This is a genomic window from Methylotuvimicrobium sp. KM1 (genome assembly GCF_044788715.1).
Classification (GTDB): Bacteria; Pseudomonadota; Gammaproteobacteria; order Methylococcales; family Methylomonadaceae; genus Methylotuvimicrobium.
Window position 1 is genome coordinate 688,108 of the sequence record NZ_CP173170.1, and the last position, 25,307, is coordinate 713,414.

Sequence of the window (25,307 nt, forward strand, 5' to 3'; positions counted from 1 at the left end):
TGATAACCAGGCCTTCTGGTCGTTAGTTTGAATGATTCTTCACGAATAAGGGCAATCAGTTAACCGGTTATTTTTCCGCTATGAAAATAGCCCGTTTCGGTACCGGTAGGCCTTCCAGTGTTAAGCTCGAGTCATGCGGGTCTAGAAAGTCCTTGAGCGATTTAAAATCCATCCAGTCGGTGCTGCGTTGTTCTTCCGGGGTTGTTACCGTGACATCGACTAATCTAATATTGCTGAAACCGCAGCGTTTCAGCCATCCCTGCAATGCTTCACAGCTGGGTATAAACCAAACATTGCGCATATGAGCATAGCGGTGCTCTGGCAGCAATACCTCATTCGGTCCGCCGTCGACGACCAGCGATTCGAGAATCAATTCGCCGCCGGATCTAAGGCAATCTTTTAATTCCAACAAATGATCGATCGGCGAGCGGCGATGATAGAGCACGCCCATGGAAAATACTGTGTCGAAAGCTTTTAAGCCGTTCGGTATTTGTTCGATGCCCATTGGCAACACGTAGTGCCGCGCGTCACCGGCCAGTTTTCTGATGAGGTGAAACTGCATTACATTTAACATCAACGGATCGATACCGACCACCAGGTCTGCGCCGGCACCGAGCATTCGCCAGCCATGATAGCCGTTCCCGCAACCTACATCGAGCACCAAACGCTTTTTTAGTGGACTGATATGGGCTTTCAATCGATTCCATTTCCAGTCGGAGCGCCATTCCGTATTAATAACAATGCCGAATAAGTCGTAAGGACCTTTTCGCCAAGGGCTGAATGTTTTTAATACGGCTGTTAATTGCTCGCGGGAAATATCGCCTAAAGCGCTAGCAGTACCGATTTTGACGGTGTCTTCATTAAAAACGCGCTGCGAGAGAGATAGCTCAGGCAAGTCGCCTATGGTTTGGAGCCAGCGAGTCAACTGGCCGTGCCGAGTCGGGTTGAATGCCGACTGTAATTGTTCTGGCAGGATGTCGGCCCAAATGTCCGCGCCATGGTCCCTTAGTGTTTGGTAAAGTACTTGGTAATCAATCATTTGAGAGCGATTATCGAGGCGAAATTGAAATATTGAAACCAGACTTCGGCGCTATTGAAGCCTGCTTTCAGTAAGCGTTGCCGGTGGCAAGCAAAAGTTTCGGGAATCAATACATTTTCCAATGCGGTCCGCTTTTGGCTGATTTCCAATTCGCTGTATCCTTGCGTTTTTTTAAACGCGTGATGCATTTCGGTTTGCAATTGCTGTTGGCGTGGATCATCGAATTTTAATTTTTCGGACAAAATCAAAATGCCGCCCGGTAATAGGGCCTGATAAATATTGCGGAGAAATTCGCTTCGGTCTTCAATAGGTATGAATTGTAGCGTGAAGTTCAAGACCACAGCCGATGCGTTTTCCAGTCGTGTTTCGCGAATATCCTCGCAACGGGTTTCGACTTCGATTGGAGATGTGTCATTCGCCAATATTTTTTTAAAGCGGTCGATCATCGCCTCCGAATTATCCACGGCAACAATGCGGCAGTTTGGCGCTTCGATCTGATGACGCATTGCCAATGTTGCCGCACCGAGCGAGCAGCCTAGGTCATAGCAAAGGCTATTGGCTTGCGCGAAGCGCCCTGCCAACAAACCGATAGCCGATATAATGGAACGGTAACCGGGCACGGAGCGTTGAATCATGTCGGGAAATACGGCTGTTACTGCGGAGTCGAATTGGAAGCCCTCTAAGGACTCGACAGGGTGAGCGTATAGTGAATCTTTTTTAAAATTCATCTAGGGATTGGGTTAGTGCAGGCAAAAATATGAGTTGTTGCAGGGGTGTGGCGCGCTCTGTTGAGACGGAGCGCGCGTAGCGACGGTGCGATAATTTATGAATTATGCAGCGAGTTTTTGGACAAAGCTTCGGCATTTCTTGTTTTCAATGTGTCGATAACCGCTGACAACGAGCCGCTATTTCTGATTTCATTATTGAATGTCGTGCGGTAGTTCGTGACCAAGCTGACGCCTTCGATCAGGATGTCGTAAGCTTTCCATTTTCCTTTGATCAATACCATTCTGTAGTCTACAGCGATTGGCTGAATACCCGGTTGCAATATCTCTGTTTTAACGATGACTTTACTCGCATCCGATTCCATTTTTAAAGGTAGAAAGCGCACCGACCAGTCCTTGAATTCGACAAACGCGCGAGAATAAGTTCTGACCAACAGGTTTCGGAATTCATTATTGAATTGCGATCTTTCTTCCGGAGTGGCGTCCCGCCAGTATTTTCCAAGTACCAATGCCGAAATTCGATTAAAATCGACATGGGGGTAAATCGCCGATTCAACAAAATCCGTTATTTGTGCAAAATCCTTTGTAAATTCGGGATTTTGCATTTTTTCCTTTAGTTTGTCGGAAGCTTCGGCAATCGCTTGTTGGGGCAATAATAATTCGGCGGCAATGGCTTTGTTCAATGCGCTAATGCTTATAAAAAAGCTCAATATTGCCAACAGAAAAGTGCGTTGGTATTGTGTCGTTTTCATAATGACCTCAAGTTCTTAGACTTATGTGCAAACACATGTCCGAGTTTTTTACGGTTAAGTAAGACATGGTTTAGGGTGTCGGAAGCGTGCTAATATTATCGGATCGATTTATATCTTGCAGAAAAACTATTGGGCAAGATATGGGCCCTTGGCGCACGGCAAACGAGATTAACCTAGACCTACGGACAAGATGACGCATAATACCACCAATTTCCCCTTAATACGCATGAGAAGAATGCGTTATCAATCTTTTTCACGTCGCTTGATGAGCGAAAACCGTTTATCGGTCGATGACTTGATCTATCCGATGTTTGTCACGGAAGGCGAGAATAACCGCGAAGCGGTGCTTTCGATGCCCGGCATAGAGCGGCTTTCGTTGGATTTGTTATTGAGTGAAGCCGGAGAAATATCGAGTCTCGGCATTCCTGCAATCGCTTTATTTCCGGTCATATCGCCCGATAAAAAATCCGACGATGCGGCCGAGGCTTTTAATCCGAATGGATTGGTTCAGCGAACTGTCAAAGCACTCAAGACGGCCTATCCGGAACTTGGCGTGATTACTGATATCGCACTGGATCCGTTTACCTCTCACGGTCAGGATGGGTTGATCGATAACAGCGGCTATGTGATCAACGATGAAACGGTCGAGGTTTTGATCAAGCAAGCTTTGTCGCACGCCGAAGCAGGTGCCGATATTGTTGCGCCTTCGGATATGATGGACGGACGGATTGGTGCAATTAGGCAAGGCTTGGAACAACACGCTTACCGTAATACGCGTATTTTAGCGTATTCGGCGAAATATGCCTCGGCATTCTACGGCCCCTTTAGAGATGCCGTGGGCTCGGGCGCCAACCTCGGCAAAGGCAATAAATACAGTTATCAAATGGACCCGGCCAATACCGATGAGGCGTTGCGCGAAATCGAGTTGGACTTACAGGAAGGGGCGGACATGATTATGGTCAAGCCCGGCATGCCTTATCTGGATATTGTACGCCGCGCGAAAGACCGCTTTGGCGTGCCGACTTTCGCCTATCAGGTTAGCGGCGAATACGCGATGTTGAAGGCGGCGTCATTAAATGGCTGGTTGGATGAGCGTCAAGTCGTGCTCGAATCGTTATTGAGCTTCAAGCGCGCCGGTTGCGATGCGGTGCTGACTTATTTTGCCAAGCAAGCCGCTATTTGGCTGCAAGAATAAATCAGAGCAAAAACATTTTTTACCTTGACCATTCGCAATGAAGAGCGCAATAGCAGTATTTTCGTGATCTTCAGTTTTTCATGGTAGTCGCTTTTTTATACCCATCGTCGCAGATCAAAATTCGGCACCCCGGCGCCTCCTAAGGCACTGCCGAAATTGAAGTGCGAAAGTTATAAAATCCAATTGCCTGCGTGTTTCTTAACAGACGGGTCTGTATTCTTAACTAAGCCAAGCGGAGTGATCTCATGTCCGAAGATACGCTGTTTACAGAAAAACGAAAATTTCAGATCGAAGAAGGCATTCTGGTTTTGTTGCTGGCGCTTTCGATGATCGGTATTGGTATTACCGATTACTCGCCGGCCGACGGCTATGTCTATTGGTTGATCATGATCATCATTTTTGCGATCTCGGCAATGATTATCGCTTGGCTGCAATCGAAGCATAAAGCCAGCGACATCAAACATATCTTAAGAGAGCAAACGCTGCATTGGGGGGTGTCGATGCTGATTGTCGCGGCAGCGTTTTCCATTCAGCAAACCGATGTTTTCGATGAAAAAAGCGCCGGCATCGTCATTTTATTGATTTTGTCGCTGTCGACAATATTGGACGGTATCAGAATCGGTTGGCGCTTCAGTTTGGTCGGGATTTTTCTCGGCGTGTCCGCGGTCGTGACATCGTTTATGCAGCAAGCAATTTGGATAGAGCTGTTGATGGCAATCGGCATCGTGGCTATGACCATACTCTGGGAAGTTTGGCAATATAAAAGACAATTATAATGACACAAATCGATCAATACGCCGTATTCGGTAGTCCCATAAAGCACAGTAAATCACCAACTATTCATCGAATTTTCGCCGAGCAAACAGGTCAGGAATTGGTTTATACCGCCCAAGAAGTAACGGCCGATCGTTTCGAATCGGCCGTTACGGAGTTCTTCCGCTTGGGCGGTCTGGGGCTTAATTGTACCGTGCCGCTAAAGGAACTGGCATGGCGATTCGCCGATCGAAAAACCGAACGTGCGGAGTCGGCAAAAGCGGTCAATACACTGGCACTTCAGACGGATGGTTCGATATTAGGTGATAACACGGACGGTATTGGTTTGGTGACCGATTTGATCGTCAATCATGAGGTTACGCTGAATGGGAAAAAGCTATTGATTCTTGGTGCCGGAGGTGCATCGCGCGGAATTCTTTCTCCGCTATTCGAGCAACAGCCGGCATGCATCGTGATTGCCAATCGGACGGCTTCTAAGGCCGTTAACTTGGCCGCTGAATTTGCCAATCGAGGCGATATTAACGGTTGCGGTTTTGACGAATTAGCCGGTTTATCATTCGATGTGATCCTGAATGCGACCTCAGCCAGTTTGTCCAACGACCTTCCGCCGTTGCCGGAAGGTCTTTTGGCTCCGAATGGCATTTGTTACGATCTCGCTTACGGTAACGAGCCGACCGCGTTTGTTCGCTGGGGGGGCGGTCATCATGCCGCTAAAAGCTTGGATGGTCTGGGTATGCTGGTCGAACAGGCTGCCGAAGCGTTTTTCATTTGGCGAGGCGTCAGGCCGGAAACGGCTTCGGTTATTGAGTTGTTGAATTCGGAAAGGTGAAAGGTGAAAGGTGAAAGGTGAAGCCTTCGTTTGAAATAGCCTCAATGCATTAATTCAGCTCAAGTTTATCTTCCCTCCTCACAATGTTTACCAGCCTTCGGGAAAAACGATTATTTCGGTAGCTCCAGCTCCGGTCCCGATAACGAATTTTTGGCTACCCACTTAAGCCGGGACAGTTTGAGCCTTGTTCGCTGAGCGGAGTTGAAGCTAACAAGGTGATTGGCTTCGACTCCGCTCAGCCAGCAGCTCGATTAATCTGCTTAACGAAAAGTCAATCTGCCCCCGTTTAAAATGAGAAACCGAATTTTTCAACAAATTAATGAGATAAACGAAATGGAAAGAATCAAGTATGGATTCATGTCGTTGCTGATCGCTATTGCCGTGATGCAAGGTGCTCATGCCGACGATAAGCCAATTGAACAATTGCGAACTTTTTTAAAGACTTCGCATTCATTGACAGCAGATTTCAGGCAAGTTGCGATTGATGAGAGCGGGCGCGCCCGGAAAGCCAGTGAAGGCGCGTTTTATTTGCGCAGGCCCGGTAAGTTTCGTTGGAATTATCTGAAACCTTTCACGCAAGAGATTATTTCCAATGCCGGTAAAGTTTGGTTTTACGATGAAGACCTGGAACAAGTGACGATCAAAAAGATGGATCAATCGCTGGGTTCTACGCCGGCTTTATTGTTGAGCGGTGATATCGATTTAGAGGATAACTTTATTTTAGAAGGACAAGGCTCCGACGAGGACATGACCTGGATTAAATTGTTGCCTAAAAATGAGGACAGCGGTTTCAAATATATACTAATCGGACTGGATAAGGGTAAGCTTGGCGGTATGGAGCTCAGTGACAATTTTGGACAATTAACGCGCATTTATTTTTCGAATCTTAAAATCAATACGCCGATCGATGACGGCGTATTCGATTTTATTCCTCCCGCCGGAGCCGATGTCTTTGAGGAATAAGAAGCGTGTCGCAACAAGCCCTAAGACCTTTGGCTGAAAGAATGCGTCCAATGCGGTTGGACGACTATATCGGTCAGCAGCATATTATCAAGCCCGGTAAACCACTTTATGAAGCGGTTGCATCGGGCCGTTTGCATTCAATGATTTTCTGGGGGCCGCCCGGTACCGGAAAGACCACGTTGGCACGAATAATATCGGTGCATTCCGATGCGCATTTTATCTCGATATCGGCGGTGCTGGCCGGTGTCAAGGATATCCGTGACGCCGTTGCCGAAGCAAAAAAAATCCGTGAAAGCGAAAATCGCCGCACGATCTTGTTTGTCGACGAAGTGCATCGTTTCAACAAATCTCAGCAAGATGCTTTCTTGCCGCATGTCGAAGACGGCACGGTATATTTTATTGGCGCGACCACCGAAAACCCGTCTTTCGCATTGAATAATGCGTTATTATCGCGCGCACGCGTTTATGTTTTAAATGCCTTGCAAGAAGTTGACTTGGCGACGGTTTTGGAAAAAGCGTTGACCGATCAGGAGCGAGGTTTAGGAGAGCTAGCCATCGAAATGACCGACGATATCAAGCGACAGTTTGTTAATGCTGCCGACGGGGATGCGCGTAGGCTTTTGAATTTATTAGAAATCTCGGCTGAGTTGGCTTCGGCGCACGGTAGCAGGAAAATCGACGAGATTGTTGCCGGCGAAGTGCTGAGCGGCGGCGTGCGTCGTTTCGATAAGCAAGGTGAAGAATTTTACAATCAGATTTCGGCCTTGCATAAGTCGGTGCGAGGCAGTTCCCCCGATGCTTCGTTGTATTGGTTGTGCCGCATGATCGACGGCGGTTGCGACCTGGCTTATTTGGCTCGGCGCATCGTGAGGATTGCATCCGAAGATATCGGCAATGCCGACCCGAGAGCCTTGCCGGTTGCGATTAGTGCTTGGGAAGCGCAAGAAAGGCTCGGCAGTCCCGAAGGCGAATTGGCGTTGGCTCATGCAGTGGTCTATTTGGCCTGCGCGCCGAAAAGCAATGCCGTTTATATGGCATACAATGCAGCGATGCGCGATGCTCGAAATAGCGGAAGTCTCGGCGTGCCGGTGCATTTACGCAATGCGCCGACGGCATTGATGAAGTCGTTAGATTACGGAAAAGAGTATCGATATGCGCATGATGAGCCCGATGCTTATGCCGCCGGCGAAAATTATTTTCCGGACGAAATGATCGGAACTCGTTATTACGAGCCGGTTAATCGAGGGCTTGAAATTAAAATCGCAGAAAAATTAAAACATTTACGAAATTTAGATAAAATGGCCGTTTCAGGAAGGAATCAATCGGCTAGTCGCGGATGACGTTTTTATAATTTGAAAAATAAAACAGATACGACTGATAAACACGGAAAAACAGTTCGTTTTTAGCAAAGAAGCTTTGCTGGCGCGTACGAAATATTTTAGTCGCTATGGAGTTGCGATATGCAAATGCAAACAATAGAGCCCCGCGTCAATCCGTCTAATCGGCGTCATTCGTATTCCATTCATTAAGCTTGCTTTTGTAGAGCAGTAACAATAATTCATATATACCATCATGGATCTAAAATTTCTTGACTTCGAACAACCCATCGCCGAATTAGAAGCGAAGATTAGAGAGCTTCGTCGTGTCGAGTTTGATAACGATATTAATATTTCCGACGCGCTCGAGCAGCTCGAAAACAAAAGTAAATTATTGACCGAATCTATTTTTGCCGAATTGAGCGATTGGCAGATTTCGCAACTCTCGAGGCATCCCGGGCGTCCTTATACGCTCGATTATATCGATTTGATATTTACCGATTTTCATGAGCTGCACGGTGATCGGACTTATGCCGACGATCCTGCGATCGTGTGCGGTTTGGCTCGGCTGGAAGGGCAGCCGGTCATGATAATCGGTCATCAAAAAGGTCGTGACACGAAAGAAAAGATTTATCGTAATTTCGGTATGCCAAGGCCGGAAGGTTACCGCAAGGCGTTAAGAGTCATGAAGATGGCCGAGCGTTTTGGTTTGCCGATTATTTGTTTGATCGATACGCCGGGCGCTTATCCGGGAATTGGGGCTGAGGAACGTGGACAAAGCGAGGCGATTGCTCGAAATTTGTTTGAAATGGCGCGGTTAAATACCCCGATTATTTGCACTGTTATCGGTGAAGGCGGGTCCGGCGGAGCACTGGCGATCGGTGTCGGCGACCGTTTGTTGATGTTGGAGTACAGCACTTATTCTGTGATTTCGCCGGAAGGTTGTGCATCGATTCTGTGGAAAAGTGCGGACAAGTCGCAATTGGCGGCCGAAGCGATGGGTATTACTTCCGACCGTATCCGCGAACAAGGCTTTCTCGATGAAATGGTGCGAGAGCCCGTGGGCGGTGCGCATCGAGACTTTCAAACGACGGCAATGCATTTGCGAGAGGCGTTGTTACGCCATTTGGAGCAGTTACGGACTGAGCCGACCGAGCAATTACTTGCACAACGCTACCAACGCATTATGAATTTCGGTGCTTATATTGAAGAACCGGGTAAGTAACATTTTTGTTTTGCGAGCTCTGAGATATCGTTGGCAAATATACCTTTCGTACTTCAAATTTCGGTAGTGCCCGAGGAGGCGCCGAGGTGTCCGATCCCTCTCCTAGCGCTAGGTGAGGGACCAGCATGGAGCAGGCATAAGAGCCTACATGGACGTACTTACGGCGTCCTTTGATGCCCCTCCGGGCCGAATTTTTTTCTAAGATGGGTATATATCGCGATCATTTCCCCGGTTTGTTGAGTAAGGGAATCAGATTGCAGCAACGCGTTTCCGAATATAATTTTATTGAGATTGTTAATGAGTGCTCCGCATATAGGATTTATTAGTTTGGGTTGCCCTAAAGCCTTGGTCGACAGCGAACGGATATTAACCAAGCTTCGATCCGAAGGCTATGAAGTGTCCCCGAGCTACAAGGAAGCCGATTTGGTAGTCGTCAATACCTGCGGCTTTATCGACGCAGCCGTCGAAGAATCGTTGGATAGCATTGGTGAAGCATTGGCCGAAAATGGACGAGTCATTGTAACCGGTTGTCTTGGGGCCAGAGAGGACGAGATTAGAGCCAGGCACCCGCAGGTATTGAAAATTACCGGAGCGCATGCGTTGGAAGAAGTCGTTGCGGCAGTCCATGAGCATTTGCCGCCGATACATGATCCGTTTACCAGTCTTGTACCGCCGCAAGGGATTAAATTGACGCCCAAGCACTACGCCTATTTGAAAATTTCCGAAGGCTGCAATCACCGTTGTACCTTTTGCATCATTCCGTCGATGCGGGGCGATTTGGTCAGCCGTCCTATCAACGAAGTCATGTTCGAGGCCGAACGGCTGGCAAATGCCGGGGTTAAGGAATTACTCATCGTCTCACAGGATACCAGTGCTTACGGGCTCGATCTGAAATACCAGACAGGACAATGGCGAGGCAGGGAGATTCGGACTCGTTTTTATGAATTATCGGAAGCCTTGGGAGGCTTAGGTGTCTGGGTCAGAATGCATTATGTGTATCCCTATCCGCATGTCGACGAAGTTATCCCGTTGATGGCTGACGGTAAAATCCTGCCTTATCTAGATATTCCGTTTCAGCACGCCGATAGTCGCATACTGAAGTTAATGAAGCGACCGGCGGCTGCCGAAAACAATTTAGAACGTATTAATGCCTGGCGGAAAATTTGCCCGGAGATTACGATTCGCAGTACCTTCATAGTCGGTTTCCCCGGCGAAACCGAGCAAGAATTCGAGCAATTATTACAGTTTTTAACTGACGCGCAGTTAGATCGGGTGGGTTGTTTCGCGTATTCGCCGGTTAAAGGTGCGGTGGCCAACGACTTATCGGGTCAGCTTCCTGATGCGATTAAACAAGATAGATTAGCCCGGTTCATGGAGCATCAGGCGCAAATTAGTGCTGCGAAATTGCGTAGGCGGATAGGGCGCGTCGAGACCGTTATTATCGATGAAGTCGTCGAAGAAGGCGCGGTTGCGCGAAGCAAAGCGGATGCGCCGGAAATCGACGGGCAAGTTTTTATCGACGGCGCGGTCCATCTAAAAGTCGGTGATTTTGCAGCGGTGGAAATGGAGGAATCGGACGAGCATGATTTTTGGGCGCGCTTAATTTGATTGGGTGAGCCGACTTCGACTATTTATACCTATCGGAGATCAAAATTCGGCACCGGGGTGCCCGTCAAAGGACGCCGTGAATACGTCCATGTAGGCTCTATGCCAGCTCCATGCTGGCAAAGCCTTTGCCGAGCACCCCGGCGCCTCCTAAGACACTGCCGAAATTTGAAGTGCGAAAGGTATATACGGTGTTTTTATCGAAAAGTTGATTAGTGTCACATCGTTTTTTTTAACAGTATCAAATTATTGGCTTTTTAGTACTGATGTACAATGGTTTTTGTTTTCAAAACGCATACAATAGACCTCGGCTGAAATAACAATAATGGACGGAGGTGTTATGCAATATAAAACCAGCAGATGTAAAGTATTGTTAACTGCAATGGGTGTAATCCTGCTTTCTTTTGCAGGGTTGGGAGTTGCGTCGGCGAGTGAGGCGGTAATTATTACTCAAGCTAACGGACAGTGGTCCTTGGCGGGGTGGTATGGATTCAGTGTGATTTTGGCATTGATTGGCTTTATTGCCGCTAAATCGAAAAATTGATTTCCCCTTCGCAGGCGTTCTGTTGAGCGCCTGCACTTTCTATACTTATCGCACATCAAATTTCGGTGCTTCACTACCTTTTCTCTCCGGTAGAAGGCTAGAGTGAGGAGACAAAAAAACGAAATTTGATGTGCGAACACTATATGTATCACGATGAGTGCTCTGCATGGGAATGCCGCTTTAGACGCTCTGCGCTTGTTGCGGCGGGCAATCGGATTAAGAAACTGTAGAGAATGTATCGTTGCTCTTGTCCGGATTCTCGACGTCTGGTGATGCAGAGCGTCCCGGGATGCATTCCCACGCAAAGCGTCACTGCCATTAAGTTAAGGGAAGCCCGTCATTCCGCCATGGACTGGCGGAATCCAGTGCCATGGATGGCAAGCTTTTGAGGCACATTAGAGCCTGAAGCAAGCATTACTTATCTCTGTGACGGCCTAACTTAATGGCAGTGACGCAAAGCGTAGGAACGATAAAAAAATCAATATATCTATCAATTTTCAGGCATAGCAAGTTGTTTTATTTGACTATTTCGTGGGAATGCCCCAGCGCCTGACCTCAATTTTTGTCAACAAATAGCGGATTTTTTTGAGCTACGTTTTACAACCGTCGTTAAAATTACTACCTTTTGATCGAAAAACCGACTAAGAATAAAAAGGTAAGGGATATGTCTATCGAGGACCGCCGTGAACCCCTCCATGGGGGCTTGACGGCAGCGTTCGAGCGCCAGGGATGGCGTGAATGCAGATTTTGCAGGAGCAAAAATCTGCCCTGCTGCCGACATCCTCGCTAGCCACACCCCATACCTTAATAAAGTTAACCATTTTTTGAGTATAAAGGGAGTAGCAGGGCAGTTGAATTCGCGAAGCTATGAATGTTGACCTGCCCCTTATTTCGAAACCCAATGCTACAGACAGGGGGGAGGTATGTTAACATCTTTGAATTCCGCTGCCGTGACGAAATTTTGCGCCCCAAAATTACGATCGAACATCGCACCGCGTACTACCTTGTTAGGTAGGCTAAATTCACTTATCCAAAATCGCCGTATCACCCTTGTACAAGCACCTGCAGGCTTTGGAAAAAGCACATTATTAGCCCAATACTCCGCTCAAATAAGCACCCCTCCCACGGAAACGACTTGGTTATCATTAGACGAAGATGACAATGACCCTAACAGGCTGTTTGTTTCCCTAGTTTTGGCGATACGCAATATTCCGCTAGCTTGGTCGGAAGAACCTCACGTACTGGCTTCCCGCATGGATAATGCCCACGGAATTAGAATCGCTGTCAATGGGCTTGTGAATGCGGTATCTACCTACCAAGGACAACACTTGGTACTGATCATGGACGACTTACACCGTGTTAATGACAGGGGGGCCTTGACTCTACTGGACAACCTAATCAATCAATTACCGATTCATTGCGCATTCATTATTGGTTCAAGAACCCCGCCGAATTTATCTTTGCCCCGTTGGCGAGCAAATGGAGAACTGGGGGAAATACTGACAGCCGACCTGCAATTTAATGAACACGATGCGATGGCTTTCGGAGCTTCACTATTTGGAAAACCTATACCGGAAGGGTTGGTTCGTCAGGCATTAAAGCACACTAAAGGCTGGGCCGCCGGCCTTAATTTAGTGTTCTCTACAGCCAATAACCAAACCAAAGCGGATTTCTCGGTGAACAGGGCAGACCGACATCTGTTCGACTACTTTGCAGCGGAAGTACTGGCGGATTTACCGACAGAACTGCGAGAATTTTTACTACATTGCTCAATTCTGCCCGAACTCGACCCGCACCGATGTAAGGCAGTCACCGGCCTCAACGAAACTCACCTTATACTGGACGAATTGTATCGGCGTAATTTGTTTTTGACTGCCTTGGATGACAGGGCGCTCGTCCTGAAGCTTCACGATCTTTTTCGTGATTACCTCAAATGCGAACTGGAGTTACGTTACCCAGGGCTGAAGGAAGAGCTGCATGCCAAAGCCGCAGTAGCCGAGCCGGTTTTGCCCCTCGCCATCATGCACTGGCTTAAGGCAAAGCGATGGGATGAAGCCGTCACCTTGATTCAGAGCTGCTCTACATCGTTGATGGCTGAAGGCGGTTATGCGTTACTGGAACGCTGGCTCAATCAGCTACCCGAACACATACAGCATGACAGGCCGGAAGTGGCGCAATTAAAAGGAATATGCAAGTGGGCGCGCTATGACTTTTTAGGTATGCGCGTGCCCTTGGAGCTGGCCTGTGCGGGTTATCGCCGCCAAGGCGATACGGCCAGTTTAGCGTACACATTATTTATGCTAAGCCGCAGCCTGCATTCTATCGGTGATCTAAAAAGTTGTAGTAAGGTGTTGCAAGAGGCCAATAAGCTCAAAACCGAATTCGGCCTGCAAATGTCCGCCGCCTTCCATTCGGTAGGCGCCTTGCAGGCTTTGGCGATCGGTTGGCCGACGCACGTGGCGCCGCACCTCGAAGCCATGGTAGCCGCCGCCGAACAAGACCTTGCCAACTTGTTTCCGGCCATCAGCGATGCCTTCAATAGTTTTTATTATGGCATGCCCAACACGCTAAAGCCCTTACGCCATTTACGGATGTTATGCTCCGCCTGGTGCGAATGGCAAAACGTGCATTGGATGGTAGAAGCCATGGCCAATACCGCATGGCCGGAATTCTGGTACGGTGACCACGCGACAACGGTGCAGGCCATGGAAAGACAATCTCGCTTCCAGCAACGGATGGCGGCAGTTCCGGCCCTCTGGTTGGATTTCCATCAGCTCAACAGTCGGGTATTAGCCGCAAAAGGCGATTTCGAACAGGCGGTAGCGGCAGAACACAGCAACCTGCAGATCGTGGGCTCCGACGAATTTGGCGCGACGGCACGGGCATGGCGGAGACCCATCTTATTCAATTTGGCCTGTGTCTATTGGATGGCGCAAAACCAACAAGGGTTGGCCGAATTGATGCCGCATATGCAGCTTAAACGGCAACCGGAAGAATGGCCTTTCGTGGCCACCGGTCTGGCATTGGTAAAAGGCCGGCATGCCTTATTGTCAGGAAATTTAGCTGAAGCCGAAATAGAACTGGTGCGCGCACAAAAGCTTTACCGGCATTGGCGTTATCCGGTCTTCATCGGCAATCCGTCTATCACTCTGGCCTATTTGCGGATGGTCCAAGGTCAACTGGAAACCGCCTGGGCCGAATTCAAGCCAGTGCTTGAGGAAGCCATCAATGAAGATAGCATTGGCCCGTTGTTAATGGAGCCGCAATCATTATTAGCCGATCTGTTCGCGCTTATCCCGTCAGACGAACAGTATCGTTACCTTGATATACAGCATAGACTCAAGGGCTGGCAGCAGACATCGCCGTTATCCAGCACCAACCTGAACAAAAAAACACCGCACAACTTATCTGATCGGGAACTGGAAGTGCTCGGACGCATAGCCGCCGGCGACTGCAACAAGCAAATTGCCAAAATTTTCAATTTAAGCCCCCACACCGTGAAGCGCCACGTTTCCAATATCCTCAACAAACTAGACCTTTCAACCCGCGGGCAGGCTGCCGCCTGGTGGCGGCAGCATATCGGTCGCACTGAGTAATTCAGCACAACTTCTTCCCCGTCAACAGCACTAAATCGGGTCTAATGGCCCATTTTTTTTTGGGTGTATGGCTCTTTTGGGCCATGTCTTGGCTGAGTTTCAAGCTTAGACTCAACACAGCGTTGATTGTGATGTTCGAAAAACTAATTCACCACATCACGGTTTAATTGTAAGCGTCCAGCCGAGCCACCTATTCGTACTCAACTGAGCATGATTTAATCCAGATGGTCGAAAGGCAACAGCTCGTCGATCCGGCTATTGGGCCAGGTAGGGAGTTTTTCCAGGGTTTCATTTAACCAAGCGGCGGGATCGAGGCCATTGAGTTTGGCAGTGCCGAGCAGGGTTTGGATGACGGCGGCCCGTTGACCGGCACGCTCGGATCCGGCGAACAGCCAGTTTTTTTTGCCCAGGGCAATGGGCCGGATGGCGTTTTCTACCGGGTTGTTGTCTATGGGTAAATCGCCAGTTTCGGCATATCGTGTCAGGGCTGGCCAGCGTTTTAACGCGTGATCGATGGCTTTGGCGGTCGCGGTATTCGGTGCGGTGCGCAACCGGGTTTGGTGCAGCCAGTCGTGTAAGTCCGTGAGTGCCGGCAGGCTTTTTTCGGCCCGAAGGGTTTGGCGCTCTCGGGATGTCAGTTCCCGCGCGTCGGCTTCTACCACATATAAGACCGCGATACGATTTAACGCCTCCTGCGCGATCGGGCTCTGATTGGCCTGATACAGATCGAAGAATTTTCGGCGCACATGCGCCCAGCACGCCAATTCGACACACGGTTCGAGTAGGCAAGATGATTCGGGATGCGCACGCGCCGTCGCAAACAGGGCTTTGTAGCCACTGTAGTCATCGACCAGCAGGTGACCGTGCCAGCCTTGTAGAAATTGCTGCGCATGCCGGCCACTCCGGCCGGCTTGGTAGTCGAAGACGAGGATCTTGGGGCCGGGTTGCAAATCGTTGCTGCGATAAGCCCATAAATAGGCTTTCTTGGTTTTGCCGTTGCCGGGATCCAGTTGCGAAACCGGGGTTTCGTCGGCATGCAAGCTATCGCGATGCAATAAGTGCCAGGTTAAACGATCGGCCAAGGGCTCCAGGGCGACGCCGAGGCGTCCGACCCAATCGGCCAGTGTCGAGCGGGACAAGATCACACCGCTACGGGCGGCGATCTGTTCCAATCGGTACAACGGCAAGTGATCGAGGAATTTGCCGATCAGCACCCAGGTCAGCAAGCCGACTGCCGCCATACCGCCGTCGATCACGGCTGGAGGAATCGGCGCCGCCGTGACGGTTTCACAGGCTCGGCAGGCATATTGCGGGCGGATATGACGATGGACAAAGAATTTAGCCGGCTCGACGTCCAGTTGTTCGGTGACGTCTTCGCCGATCTTGACCAAGTCCTTGCCGCACTGACCGCAAGTGCAGGATTCGGGGTCGTGACGGTGCTCGATGCGGGGCAAATGATCCGGTAAGGGCTGGCGGCCGGCGCGCGGACGTTTGGGGCGAACCACAGTATCACACGCCGGGCCGTCTTGAAGCTGCTCGACCTCGGCTTCGATAGCGGCAATGTCGGCATCGAGAGTTTCCTCGAACACGTCGCGTTGCAGTGGTGCCAGCGCTTCGCTCTTGGTGCTGAAGCGGATACGCTTGTAGTAGGCCAATTCGTAGGTCAGGGCGCCGATTTTGAGGTCTTTAGCCTGGATGTCAGCTTCTTTAGCCTCAATGGTTTTGGCGTCCTGAGCAGCTTGATCAAGAAGCGCCTGCAGCAACGCCGCGACATGGTTTTTCGCGGCGGGCTCCAGGTTCAATTGATCGAGTTCGGCCAGTGGATTCATGGGGCTTATTATACCCTATCAAGCCCTCTGAAGCACTTGATTCAACTGGGTTTCTACGAATTTTTACGTGTTTTTTTCAGGCCTTTTAGACTTGCCAATCGGCTGACGATGACGCCGATAAGCGCTGCCAATCGACCCCGGCAATCAACCATTGCCACTGCGCCTGACTCAGGGCAAATACGGTTTCGGAGGCCTTGGGCCAGGTAAACGAGCCTCGATGCAGACGGCGTTGACACAACCAAACGCCATTGCCGTCCCACAGCAACACTTTCAAACGATTACCGGCGCGATTGCGAAAAATAAACGCTGCCCCGGCGCATGGCGCATGTCCTAAGCGCTGTTGGACAATCGCCGACAAGCCATCGATGCCCCGCCTCATATCGACCGGCTCGACCGCCAGCCAGATTTGCGCCGGACTCTCAATCAAACCAGACATTGCAGCAACTCCCCGAGCCAATGCGGCGATACACTGACCGGCAGCTCTAAAACGTGGCCTTGCGGCCAACGTAACGACAACGAACCCGAGACCGCCGGCTCCGGTTGCAGCCGGACCGGTATCAATGTCGGCGCATCGGCGTCAACCGCTTGCCGAGCCAATCGGCACCAGCGGCCAAAGGTTTTGACGTTCAAACCCGTCTGACGGCAATACGCTGATTTCGTCAATCCGCTGGCTTGCCAGGCTTCGATGTGATGTTTCTGTTTGTCCGATAATGCCATGTGCTCTCCTCGTGGAAAAATCCTGAGGATAACAGTGGCTGCGAGGGATTTTTAGATGGTGGCGTTGGACGCTTACGTTTAATTTGGTAAAGCGATGGGTTCGCAGATAGGCAAGGTCTTAAGGTTCACAATAAGCGAAGTCTTATCGCACGAAATAAGGGGTCAATAAAAGACCCATGATACGTGTTAACTGCAAGAACAGCAGAAATATTGTCAATGGGGGAGAAGGATGATGAAGAAAATAACACTGTTATTAGGCATGCCTTTCTTAATGACAACAGGTTGTGCAAGCACAATCGAATCATTCTATAACAGGCAAGTTGTAGAAGATCAGATGATAACTGATGATACGGGTGAACAAGAAATCGGCACTCTTGCTGTCACCGCACAGCGCAGATTGGTCGTTGGTAACCTAAAAACAGGAAATTTCTGTTCGGAGCCTCCACCGGAAGTAGCGGATTCAATAACCACTGCAATAGCTGCCGCATTAAAAGCAAATATTTCAGCGGATAAGACTGCTAGTGCAGAGCTTGCTAGTAACTTCGCAAGGCATGTAAATCAACTATACAAACGGGCACATACTGTTCAGCTGTTTAGAGATGCCTCCTATCATTTGTGCGTAAATTCTGTAAATAGTGCGAATGGAGTCAATGGCTCTTATGAGTCATACAGGGCCGATATAACAAGTATGGTAACGAGTATATTGCCATACTTGGAGAAAGAGGTAGAGGCATACTACAAAGTAGAAAAAGCAAGAGCTGAAAACCAACCTTCTGTTTCTCAGGAAATCATAATTTGTGATTCAAGCTCTAGCCTAGATAAGAAAAGCGATGGTAATGAAAATAAATTATCAACCACTATTAATTGCCATCCGCTCTCTCGGAAACAAGAGGATATTGATGCAGATAGTAATGATTTGTAATTTTAGCTAACAATGCATCCCCCTAAAAACCAGCTCTTCCGGATTTCCCGTGGTAGCCACAACATATAGTATGCCAGAAGACCGAAACCGGAGCCTCCTGTAAAATACCGGAACGACACCACTCTTTCTTTGAATACCGATGAATCAACCGCAGATACAAATACCCCTGGACTTACCCAATGTTCGAGTCGAAAACTACGAACAAACCGATAAAGGCTTGGTGATCACTGTCGTCAGCATCTGTACTACGGCGGCGTGTCGTCAATGCGGCCGAACTATCGACAAGTTTCACGGTTACGACAAAGCGATTACCTTACGGCATCTGCCTATTTTTGATCGTCCGGTCTGGATTCGCATCCGGCCGAAGCGCTTTCAATGCCGCTACTGTGACAAAGGACCGGTCACAACCCAGCGCTACGAGTGGTATGAACCCAAAAGCCCGCATACTAAAGCCTATGAGAATTGGATTTTACGCGAGTTAATCAATAGTACGCTCAGTGACGTCAGCCTGAAACGGGATTTGGGTGCCGAGTGTATTGAAGGCATCCTGGATCGTCATATTCAGCGAGAAGTGGAATGGTCAGCAGTACCCCACTTGGCGTTGCTCGGCATTGACGAAATCGCCTTGAAGAAAGGCCATAAGGATTTTGTCGTCATCGTGTCCGGACTGACCGCACAGCGTGAAAAATATATCTTAGCGGTGTTACCGGATCGCAAAAAAGAGACGGTCAAGGCCTTTTTAAAGACGCTGCCGCCTCGGCAATGCCAAAGCATTCGTCATGTCTGCATCGACATGAACGAGGGTTATTGCAATGCGGTTTTAGAAACCCTGCCGAAGGCTCAGGTGGTGGTCGATCGCTTCCACGTTGCCAAACACTATCGTGACTGCGCCGATAAAGCGCGTAAAGCCGAAATGAAGCGACTGAAGCAGACCCTACCGGAATCCGAGTACCGCGAACTGAAAGGCGCCATGTGGGCTTTTCGAAAGCCTTGGAATAACTTGGGTGAAGAACAGCAAGTCGTTTTATTATCGTTATTCCGGCAGGCACCGATACTGAAAGAGGTCTATGTACAACGGGAAGTCCTGACTGGTATTTTTGAAAAGGACCTGACCAAAGCACAGGCCGAACAGGCGTTAACGCAGTGGCTGGACAGGATTACGGAATTGGGACTGGATTGTTTCTCGCCCTTTGCGACTACCTTGAGCAACTGGCGTGATCACATCACCAATTATTTCATCCGGCGTGAAACCAGCGGCTTTGTTGAAGGGCTGAACAATAAGATCAAAGTGATCAAGCGCCGCTGCTACGGTATCTATAACCTGGGCCGATTGTTCCAGCATATTTGGCTGGATGTTCAGGGGCCCCGGACCTTCTTTCCGGAACACTAGATATTGGGGAGTACCACGGGAAATACGGAAGAGCCAAAAAGATGGTTTTGTATCGGCGCAATCGTGTTCCGGGCGGTACGTATTTTTTTACGGTAACCTTGCGGGATCGTACTTCGGATGTGTTGGTGCGGCATGTGGATCTGCTGCGGATGGCGTTTCGCTCGGTACGGGCAGAACGACTGGCAATAGGGTCAGGTCTATATTTTATGCTAAATTCTCAAGGTAGGGTTTCCAAGTAAATCAAAGGTAGGATCAAAATAACGAAACCGTTTCTAGCCTGAAAGATCAAGTCATTAAACACGAGCACATAAAGAACACCGGATCGGGGTCAGGTCTTTTATTTTGCAAAAGCGATCATTAACAAGACAGAGGTCACCCATTAGCCTGTCGTAGTTAATAAGCCAAAGTAATCCTTCAAGCATATTTTGGCTTGTTGAATTCACTGCCCTTGTGAGCTAAATGTCTTCAACCGATTACCGGTTTAGTCGTGGTTTCGACTGGCTAATGGGTGAATCGTATCGTTCGTTATTGGCTTAGGAACGCGCATAAAATAACTTCCTCAAGTGCGTGGATGAATTTCCGGTGTAGGTGCGGATTTATCCGCACAGTGCGAATGAATTCGCATCTACAATTCCCTGATTTATTCCATGCCCATTACTTAGCGGCTCATCTGAATCAGCTCAAAATCCTTTTTCAGCAATTCATTCACGAATGTCGAGAGATCGTCGTCTTTGGCGTTGGCTAACGCTGCGAGGGTGTTTTGCACGCTGGTCTCTAGGTGAATCGGCTGTTGCTGCTGCGCATTTTACGGTATAACTTTCCGAGTGTGCTGCCGGAAAAGTCGATTTCCTTCGGCTTGTCGTCGTGTATCTGCGTTGACATCGTTTTCTCCTCATCTGGGTTCGTTCTCATATTGTTGACGTTCCCGGCGAGTAGCTTCACATGCCGAGATCAGACGGATTTTTGCCGTAGGCGTCCATCATTTGATAGGGTATGGGCCCCGCCAATATTAATCCAAGCCTTTATGGTTAATCCGGGTAGGGTTTTGGACCTTAGGTACGCGTAGCGTACCCAATTTATGTATAACGATGAGCACAGAGCGTGGGAATGAGAATGGCCGGGGGCGGAATAGTTACTTGGCGCGTAACTGGCGCAGTTCAAAAACGCAGAATAGTTTTCTTATTTGTTGCTTACAGACTATCCTATGCAACGAAAAACTGTGTAATATGCCGGCCTGAATATAATTAATAAAGTTGACGATGAACATGAGGATAATTAGCGTTTCATGAAAATTGCATTGCTTTCCAGAAATCCCAAGTTGTATTCCACGCGGAGATTGATAGAAGCGGCGGAAGCAAGGGGCCATCAAATTGAAGTTATCGACGTGTTGCGCTGTTACATGGAAATTACGTCGACAAAACCGGGCATTCATTATAAAGGTACGGTATTGGAGGGGTTCGATGCTGTCATTCCCAGAATCGGCGCGTCGGTAACATTTTATGGTACAGCGGTGCTTCGTCAGTTTGAAATGATGGGGACTTATCCGCTCAATGAATCGGTTGCGATTTCAAGGTCTCGGGACAAACTGCGTTCATTACAGTTATTATCTCGCAAAGGTATCGGTTTGCCGGTGACCGGTTTTGCACATAAACCGGACGATATCGAAGATTTAATCAAAATGGTCGGCGGGGCTCCGGTCGTCATTAAGCTTCTCGAAGGGACTCAAGGCATTGGCGTCGTATTGGCCGAAACGAAAAAAGCGGCGGAAAGCGTTATTGAAGCTTTTATGGGCTTGAAAGCCGATATCTTGGTTCAGGAATTCATCAAGGAAGCCGCCGGTGCCGATATTCGTTGTTTCATAATCGGCGATAAAGTCGTGGCGACGATGAAACGACAAGGTGGCGAGGGCGAGTTTCGTTCGAATCTACATCGAGGCGGGACTTCATCGTTAGTTCGGATTACGCCGGAAGAGCGCTCGATCGCGGTTCGCGCGGCCAAGACGATGGGATTGAATGTCGCGGGCGTCGATATGTTGCGTTCGAATCATGGACCTGTCGTGATGGAAGTTAACTCCTCGCCGGGGTTGGAAGGCATCGAAACAGCAACAGGCAAAGACATTGCAGGCATGATTATCAGTTTTATCGAAAAGGATAGTCTCGGCAAATCCACTCGGACCAAAGGTAAGGGCTGACATGGCGGAATTGTTCATCGGCGGTCAGAAAATTAAAGCCGGCGAACGCAGAACGCTGGATATACCGCTGCCGAATCTTTATACCCATACCGTTGTTCCCATGACGGTACATGTGATTAACGGCCGGCAAAGCGGTCCAAAGATTTTTGTTTGCGCGGCGATACACGGCGACGAGATCAATGGCATCGAAATCATTCGTCGTTTGCTGCAGTCGCCGGCGTTGCGGAGTATCAAGGGGACTTTGATTGCGGTACCGATCGTCAATATCTATGGCTTTGTTCGGCACTCACGCTATTTACCCGACCGCCGCGACTTGAACCGAGTTTTTCCCGGATCCGATAAAGGCTCCTTGGCCGGTAGGTTGGCATCGCTTTTTTTTCATGAAATTGTCGAGCAATGCACGCATGGTATCGATTTGCATACCGGAGCGATTCATCGCGATAATTTACCGCAAATTCGTGCCGATTTGAATGAAGGCGAAGAGACCGAGACTTTAGCGAGGGCATTTGCCGCTCCGGTTATTTTAAATTCGGATGTGCGGGATGGTTCGTTACGGGCTATCGCCGCGGAACATAAAATTCCATTATTGGTATACGAAGCCGGCGAAGCCTTACGCTATGACGAACTGTCGATCAGAATCGGGCTGCGCGGCATCATCCGCGTAATGAGGCAATTAGGCATGATTCGCCAAGAAACAGCCAAGCGAAAAAGCAGACTTCCGGAACCTGTCATTGCGCGTTCGAGCTATTGGGCTAGATCTTCTAAAAGCGGTTTGTTAAGGGCGATGGTCTCGTTGGGTGCTAAAGTCAATAAAGGCGAAACGCTCGGTGCGGTTAGCGATCCGTTTTATCTTGAAGACGATAATATTACAGCTCAAAATTCCGGCATTATTATCGGCAAGACTAATCTGCCGATCGTTACCGAAGGCGAAGCGTTGTTTCATATAGCCAGATTCGGTAAAGCCGACAATGCCGCCGATGTCGTCGAGCAATATCAGCACGAATTCGATCCGATGAATGAAGCTTATGAGTGGTCTGAAACCCCGATTGTTTGAAGTTGGAAAATGCCATAATTAAGAAGATCGATTTTAGCGCTTTGATGAAGCAAGTTAAGTTGATCAACAAGGGGGCATTTCAAGTGAAACAAATACGTTGTTGTTTTTACAACCATTTCTTACGCCGGAAGAAAGCCAACAAGCCAACTGCTGTTGCGAGGCTGATTGACCAGAATACCGGATAAGACCATGCCCACTTTAGTTCCGGCATGTAGTCGAAATTCATGCCGTAAACGCCGGCCAGAAAGGTTAGCGGTATAAAAATCGTCGCAAAAACGGTCAATACCTTCATGACTTCATTCATTTTATTGCTGAGACTGGACAAATAAATTTCCAGTAGGCCGGCGATCAAATCCCGGTAAGTGTCCAGTCCCTCGGCGACGCGAATTGTATGGTCGTAAACGTCGCGCAGATATACCTTGGTCGTATCGCGTATTAGGTCGGATTCCGAACGAAGCAGACCGTTCAAAACCTCTCTAAGCGGTGAAACCGCTCGTCGAACGAAAATCATGCCTCGTTTCAACTTTTGAATCGTATTCAGCATGTCGGGCGAAGGCGAAAGAAGCAATTGATCTTCGAGGTCTTCGACAATTTCATCCAGGCTGTCTTCGATCAAAAAATAGTGATCCACGACCAAGTCGATGATGCTGTAACTCAAATAATCCGCACCCTGACTACGAAATCTTCCCCGGCTGTTTTGGATTCTGCGGATTATTGGATGTAGCAGATCCGACTCCGATTCTTCAAAGGTCAAGATAAAATTACTACCGAGTATTAAGCTGAACTGTTCGTTATCGAAAGTCAGAGATTCCGCGTCGAATCGTATGACCCGGAGCACGATGAAAATAATATTGTCGAACTCCTCTACTTTAGGCCGTTGATGGGTATTGGCGATGTCTTCCAATACCAGTTGATGAATAGTGAACTCTTTCCCCAGTTGTTCGATCAACTCGACGTCGTGCAGACCGGTGATGCTGAACCATGAAACGGTGGGTTTGTCTTTCGGCGGAATCAATTCCGAAACGGTCTTGATCTCTTGTTCGATCAAGATGTCTTTACTGAATTCGATCAGTTTGATTTTGCCGGCCGTTTCCAGTCTTTCGCCGACATGGATGACGCTGCCCGGCGCAAGACCGAATTTTTCGGAAGAACTGCTTAACGAGAGGGGTTGGGTCATCGGCGTTCGAAAGGATTCATCGTGCGTTGTCGAAATTAAAACTCAATGGTTTGTCCGACTTCGGGAAGCGAAGCGTCCCAGCCGCTACGGTGAAAACACGTGCGTAACGAATGCGAGGCGTTGAGTTCGCCGTGGATCAAATACAGTCGGGGCTTCGGGTCTTTGAACGCCGATGCCCAGCGGAGCAGTTGGCTTTGGTCGGCATGCGCGCTTAAGCCGCCGAGCGTATGAATCGTGGCTTGCACATGGATTTTACTGCCTAGGATCTTCAAGTCTTTCTGACCTTCGACTAAGGTTCTCCCCAGGGTACCTTGAGCCTGAAAGCCGACGAACACGACATGCGCATCGCGACGCCAGAGGTTGTATTTCAGATGATGGCGGATGCGTCCGCCGGTACACATGCCGCTGCCGGCTATGACGATGCTGCCGCCTGCGATGCGGTTGATCGCCATCGAGTCTTCAGTCGATTCGGAATAGACCAGATTCGGCAGCCAGGTTTGCCAGCCGTCTTTGCGCTTGGCGATGTGTTTGAATTCGGGGTCGTCATCGTTGAACAAATGGCTATGATCGTCGTAAATTTTGCTGGCTTCGATCGCCATTGGACTGTCCAGAAAGACCTGTTGTTGTGGCAACGCGCCTTCCCGATAAAGTTTACCGAGCCAATAAATCAAGTCTTGGGTACGTCCGACCGCGAATGATGGAATGATCACATTGCCGCCGTTTTCTTGAGCTGCGATGAGTATTTCGCGTAATTCGTCGAGCGTCGTATCTAATGGTTTGTGATCACGATCGCCATAAGTCGATTCCAATAACAGGATATCCGCCTTGGTGAGTTGGTCCGGGTCGTACAATAAAGGCGAATGCCGATTGCCGAGATCGCCGGAAAATACCAAGGTTTTTTGCTGTGGCCCTTTGTTTGACTTCAATTCTACAATCGCGGACCCGAGAATGTGTCCGGCATCATGAAAGGTGACCGACAAGCCAGGTACTATTTCAGTGGGTTCGCGATAGGCGGTAGGCTTGCGAAGTTGCAGCAGAGCTTCGACATCTTCGAGCGTATAGAGCGGTTCGAGCAATTTTTTTCCGGAACGTTGGCGCCGTTTGTTTTCCCACTCAGTATCGCGCAGTTGCAGTAATGCAGCGTCTTTGAGCAATAGGTCGAGCAGGTGAAAGCTGCCTTCGGTTAGGAAAAGATCGCCTCTGAAACCGTCTTTATAAAGTTGCGGCAGACGTCCTGAGTGATCCAGGTGGGCATGCGACAACACGACCGCGTCGATGTCCGACGGTTTAAACGTGAATCGGGATCGGTTTTGTTTGTCGGCTGCTTTGCCGCCCTGAAATATGCCGCAATCGATCAAAATGCGCTTATTGTTCGATTCCAAGAGATAACAGGAGCCAGTCACCTGGCCGGTGGCGCCGAGAAAAGTGAGTTTATTCATAGCCTGCTCTGTATGGGACGATTAT

At 49.0% G+C, this 25,307-nt stretch carries 21 protein-coding genes; 13 read left to right on the forward strand and 8 right to left on the reverse strand.

Translation table 11 applies throughout. The annotated features are described in order from the left end of the window. Nucleotides 1-67: 67 nt before the first annotated feature. From cmoB to ACINK7_RS03065, 3 genes are all read right to left on the reverse strand, one after another. Nucleotides 68-1,039: a tRNA 5-methoxyuridine(34)/uridine 5-oxyacetic acid(34) synthase CmoB gene (gene cmoB, locus ACINK7_RS03055; protein ID WP_404359833.1), complete on the reverse strand. Its 972-nt coding sequence runs from the start codon at nucleotides 1,037-1,039 to the stop codon at nucleotides 68-70. Beyond that, nucleotides 1,036-1,767 carry a carboxy-S-adenosyl-L-methionine synthase CmoA gene (cmoA, locus tag ACINK7_RS03060; RefSeq protein ID WP_404359834.1) on the reverse strand — a complete coding sequence of 244 codons (732 nt, stop codon included), beginning with the start codon at nucleotides 1,765-1,767 and terminating at the stop codon, nucleotides 1,036-1,038. Before cmoA ends, cmoB begins: the two co-directional genes overlap by 4 nt. Nucleotides 1,768-1,862: 95 nt before the next feature. Beyond that, nucleotides 1,863-2,516: a phospholipid-binding protein MlaC gene (locus tag ACINK7_RS03065; protein ID WP_404359835.1), complete on the reverse strand. Its 654-nt coding sequence runs from the start codon at nucleotides 2,514-2,516 to the stop codon at nucleotides 1,863-1,865. A gap of 190 nt (nucleotides 2,517-2,706) precedes the next feature. Here ACINK7_RS03065 and hemB point away from each other — a divergent pair, with 190 nt between their 5' ends. The 9 genes from hemB (at nucleotide 2,707) to ACINK7_RS03110 (ending at nucleotide 14,563) form a co-directional block, all read left to right on the forward strand. Further along, nucleotides 2,707-3,711, forward strand: a complete 1,005-nt coding sequence (gene hemB / locus ACINK7_RS03070) for a porphobilinogen synthase (RefSeq protein ID WP_404359836.1) — start codon at nucleotides 2,707-2,709, stop codon at nucleotides 3,709-3,711. 245 nt (nucleotides 3,712-3,956) lie between these two features. After that, nucleotides 3,957-4,487, forward strand: a complete 531-nt coding sequence (locus ACINK7_RS03075) for a hypothetical protein (RefSeq protein WP_404359837.1) — start codon at nucleotides 3,957-3,959, stop codon at nucleotides 4,485-4,487. Further along, nucleotides 4,487-5,314 carry a shikimate dehydrogenase gene (gene aroE / locus ACINK7_RS03080; RefSeq protein WP_404359838.1) on the forward strand — a complete coding sequence of 276 codons (828 nt, stop codon included), beginning with the start codon at nucleotides 4,487-4,489 and terminating at the stop codon, nucleotides 5,312-5,314. The genes ACINK7_RS03075 and aroE overlap by 1 nt, the downstream gene beginning before the upstream one ends. Before the next feature lie 333 nt (nucleotides 5,315-5,647). Beyond that, nucleotides 5,648-6,277 carry an outer membrane lipoprotein chaperone LolA gene (gene lolA / locus ACINK7_RS03085; protein ID WP_404359839.1) on the forward strand — a complete coding sequence of 210 codons (630 nt, stop codon included), beginning with the start codon at nucleotides 5,648-5,650 and terminating at the stop codon, nucleotides 6,275-6,277. 41 nt (nucleotides 6,278-6,318) lie between these two features. Beyond that, nucleotides 6,319-7,617 carry a replication-associated recombination protein A gene (locus ACINK7_RS03090; RefSeq protein WP_404361407.1) on the forward strand — a complete coding sequence of 433 codons (1,299 nt, stop codon included), beginning with the start codon at nucleotides 6,319-6,321 and terminating at the stop codon, nucleotides 7,615-7,617. A gap of 232 nt (nucleotides 7,618-7,849) precedes the next feature. Further along, on the forward strand, nucleotides 7,850-8,818 hold the full coding sequence (gene accA, locus ACINK7_RS03095; protein ID WP_404359840.1) for an acetyl-CoA carboxylase carboxyl transferase subunit alpha: 969 nt from the start codon (nucleotides 7,850-7,852) through the stop codon (nucleotides 8,816-8,818). A gap of 297 nt (nucleotides 8,819-9,115) precedes the next feature. Then, a complete protein-coding gene (rimO, locus tag ACINK7_RS03100; RefSeq protein ID WP_404359841.1) occupies nucleotides 9,116-10,426 on the forward strand; it encodes a 30S ribosomal protein S12 methylthiotransferase RimO in 1,311 nt (436 codons plus the stop codon). A gap of 337 nt (nucleotides 10,427-10,763) precedes the next feature. Further along, nucleotides 10,764-10,967: a hypothetical protein gene (locus ACINK7_RS03105; protein ID WP_404359842.1), complete on the forward strand. Its 204-nt coding sequence runs from the start codon at nucleotides 10,764-10,766 to the stop codon at nucleotides 10,965-10,967. Between the two features lie 1,253 nt (nucleotides 10,968-12,220). After that, nucleotides 12,221-14,563, forward strand: a complete 2,343-nt coding sequence (locus ACINK7_RS03110; RefSeq protein WP_404359843.1) for a LuxR C-terminal-related transcriptional regulator — start codon at nucleotides 12,221-12,223, stop codon at nucleotides 14,561-14,563. Nucleotides 14,564-14,778: 215 nt separating this feature from the next. On the opposite strand, the gene tnpC is transcribed toward ACINK7_RS03110, so the two are convergent. The 3 genes from tnpC to tnpA form a co-directional block, all read right to left on the reverse strand. After that, a complete protein-coding gene (gene tnpC, locus ACINK7_RS03115) occupies nucleotides 14,779-16,392 on the reverse strand; it encodes an IS66 family transposase (protein ID WP_404355494.1) in 1,614 nt (537 codons plus the stop codon). 85 nt (nucleotides 16,393-16,477) lie between these two features. After that, complete coding sequence (tnpB, locus tag ACINK7_RS03120) at nucleotides 16,478-16,828, reverse strand: IS66 family insertion sequence element accessory protein TnpB (protein WP_404355496.1); 351 nt, start codon at nucleotides 16,826-16,828, stop codon at nucleotides 16,478-16,480. After that, nucleotides 16,816-17,109 (reverse strand): IS66 family insertion sequence element accessory protein TnpA, encoded by a 294-nt coding sequence (gene tnpA, locus ACINK7_RS03125; RefSeq protein ID WP_404355498.1) that lies wholly within the window; start codon nucleotides 17,107-17,109, stop codon nucleotides 16,816-16,818. Before tnpA ends, tnpB begins: the two co-directional genes overlap by 13 nt. A 229-nt stretch (nucleotides 17,110-17,338) precedes the next feature. On the opposite strand from tnpA, the gene ACINK7_RS03130 reads away from it, so the two are divergent. The 4 genes from ACINK7_RS03130 to ACINK7_RS03145 all read left to right on the forward strand — a co-directional run bounded on the left by ACINK7_RS03130 (nucleotide 17,339) and on the right by ACINK7_RS03145 (nucleotide 22,666). Beyond that, nucleotides 17,339-18,031, forward strand: coding sequence for a hypothetical protein (locus ACINK7_RS03130; RefSeq protein WP_404359844.1), 693 nt, complete (start codon nucleotides 17,339-17,341; stop codon nucleotides 18,029-18,031). A gap of 139 nt (nucleotides 18,032-18,170) precedes the next feature. Continuing rightward, complete coding sequence (locus ACINK7_RS03135) at nucleotides 18,171-19,421, forward strand: ISL3 family transposase (RefSeq protein ID WP_404359845.1); 1,251 nt, start codon at nucleotides 18,171-18,173, stop codon at nucleotides 19,419-19,421. A gap of 1,285 nt (nucleotides 19,422-20,706) precedes the next feature. Next, nucleotides 20,707-21,612, forward strand: coding sequence for a 30S ribosomal protein S6--L-glutamate ligase (gene rimK / locus ACINK7_RS03140; protein WP_404359846.1), 906 nt, complete (start codon nucleotides 20,707-20,709; stop codon nucleotides 21,610-21,612). Between the two features lies 1 nt (nucleotide 21,613). After that, nucleotides 21,614-22,666 (forward strand): succinylglutamate desuccinylase/aspartoacylase family protein, encoded by a 1,053-nt coding sequence (locus tag ACINK7_RS03145; protein ID WP_404359847.1) that lies wholly within the window; start codon nucleotides 21,614-21,616, stop codon nucleotides 22,664-22,666. Nucleotides 22,667-22,772: 106 nt separating this feature from the next. Here ACINK7_RS03145 and corA read toward each other — a convergent pair whose 3' ends face one another. Together corA and ACINK7_RS03155 are read right to left on the reverse strand one after the other, a co-directional pair. Then, nucleotides 22,773-23,843: a magnesium/cobalt transporter CorA gene (gene corA / locus ACINK7_RS03150; protein WP_404359848.1), complete on the reverse strand. Its 1,071-nt coding sequence runs from the start codon at nucleotides 23,841-23,843 to the stop codon at nucleotides 22,773-22,775. A 35-nt stretch (nucleotides 23,844-23,878) separates the two neighbouring features. Continuing rightward, the gene (locus ACINK7_RS03155; protein WP_404359849.1) at nucleotides 23,879-25,282 is read right to left on the reverse strand and encodes an MBL fold metallo-hydrolase RNA specificity domain-containing protein; all 1,404 of its coding nucleotides are present in this window, start codon (nucleotides 25,280-25,282) and stop codon (nucleotides 23,879-23,881) included. Between the last annotated feature and the right edge of the window lie 25 nt (nucleotides 25,283-25,307).

What these genes read in the sequence shown, in the direction of transcription:
- lolA (WP_404359839.1), top strand. Translation starts at nt 5,648, where the DNA reads ATGGAAAGAATCAAGTATGGATTCATGTCGTTGCTGATCGCTATTGCC.
- ACINK7_RS03145 (WP_404359847.1), top strand. Translation starts at nt 21,614, where the DNA reads ATGGCGGAATTGTTCATCGGCGGTCAGAAAATTAAAGCCGGCGAACGC.
- ACINK7_RS03075 (WP_404359837.1), top strand. Translation starts at nt 3,957, where the DNA reads ATGTCCGAAGATACGCTGTTTACAGAAAAACGAAAATTTCAGATCGAA.
- ACINK7_RS03110 (WP_404359843.1), top strand. Translation starts at nt 12,221, where the DNA reads ATGGATAATGCCCACGGAATTAGAATCGCTGTCAATGGGCTTGTGAAT.
- cmoB (WP_404359833.1), bottom strand. Translation starts at nt 1,039, where the DNA reads ATGATTGATTACCAAGTACTTTACCAAACACTAAGGGACCATGGCGCG.
- rimO (WP_404359841.1), top strand. Translation starts at nt 9,116, where the DNA reads ATGAGTGCTCCGCATATAGGATTTATTAGTTTGGGTTGCCCTAAAGCC.
- tnpB (WP_404355496.1), bottom strand. Translation starts at nt 16,828, where the DNA reads ATGTCTGGTTTGATTGAGAGTCCGGCGCAAATCTGGCTGGCGGTCGAG.
- accA (WP_404359840.1), top strand. Translation starts at nt 7,850, where the DNA reads ATGGATCTAAAATTTCTTGACTTCGAACAACCCATCGCCGAATTAGAA.
- ACINK7_RS03130 (WP_404359844.1), top strand. Translation starts at nt 17,339, where the DNA reads ATGATGAAGAAAATAACACTGTTATTAGGCATGCCTTTCTTAATGACA.
- ACINK7_RS03065 (WP_404359835.1), bottom strand. Translation starts at nt 2,516, where the DNA reads ATGAAAACGACACAATACCAACGCACTTTTCTGTTGGCAATATTGAGC.
- hemB (WP_404359836.1), top strand. Translation starts at nt 2,707, where the DNA reads ATGACGCATAATACCACCAATTTCCCCTTAATACGCATGAGAAGAATG.
- ACINK7_RS03135 (WP_404359845.1), top strand. Translation starts at nt 18,171, where the DNA reads ATGAATCAACCGCAGATACAAATACCCCTGGACTTACCCAATGTTCGA.
- corA (WP_404359848.1), bottom strand. Translation starts at nt 23,843, where the DNA reads ATGACCCAACCCCTCTCGTTAAGCAGTTCTTCCGAAAAATTCGGTCTT.
- ACINK7_RS03155 (WP_404359849.1), bottom strand. Translation starts at nt 25,282, where the DNA reads ATGAATAAACTCACTTTTCTCGGCGCCACCGGCCAGGTGACTGGCTCC.
- aroE (WP_404359838.1), top strand. Translation starts at nt 4,487, where the DNA reads ATGACACAAATCGATCAATACGCCGTATTCGGTAGTCCCATAAAGCAC.
- ACINK7_RS03090 (WP_404361407.1), top strand. Translation starts at nt 6,319, where the DNA reads ATGCGTCCAATGCGGTTGGACGACTATATCGGTCAGCAGCATATTATC.
- cmoA (WP_404359834.1), bottom strand. Translation starts at nt 1,767, where the DNA reads ATGAATTTTAAAAAAGATTCACTATACGCTCACCCTGTCGAGTCCTTA.
- ACINK7_RS03105 (WP_404359842.1), top strand. Translation starts at nt 10,764, where the DNA reads ATGCAATATAAAACCAGCAGATGTAAAGTATTGTTAACTGCAATGGGT.
- tnpA (WP_404355498.1), bottom strand. Translation starts at nt 17,109, where the DNA reads ATGGCATTATCGGACAAACAGAAACATCACATCGAAGCCTGGCAAGCC.
- tnpC (WP_404355494.1), bottom strand. Translation starts at nt 16,392, where the DNA reads ATGAATCCACTGGCCGAACTCGATCAATTGAACCTGGAGCCCGCCGCG.
- rimK (WP_404359846.1), top strand. Translation starts at nt 20,707, where the DNA reads ATGAAAATTGCATTGCTTTCCAGAAATCCCAAGTTGTATTCCACGCGG.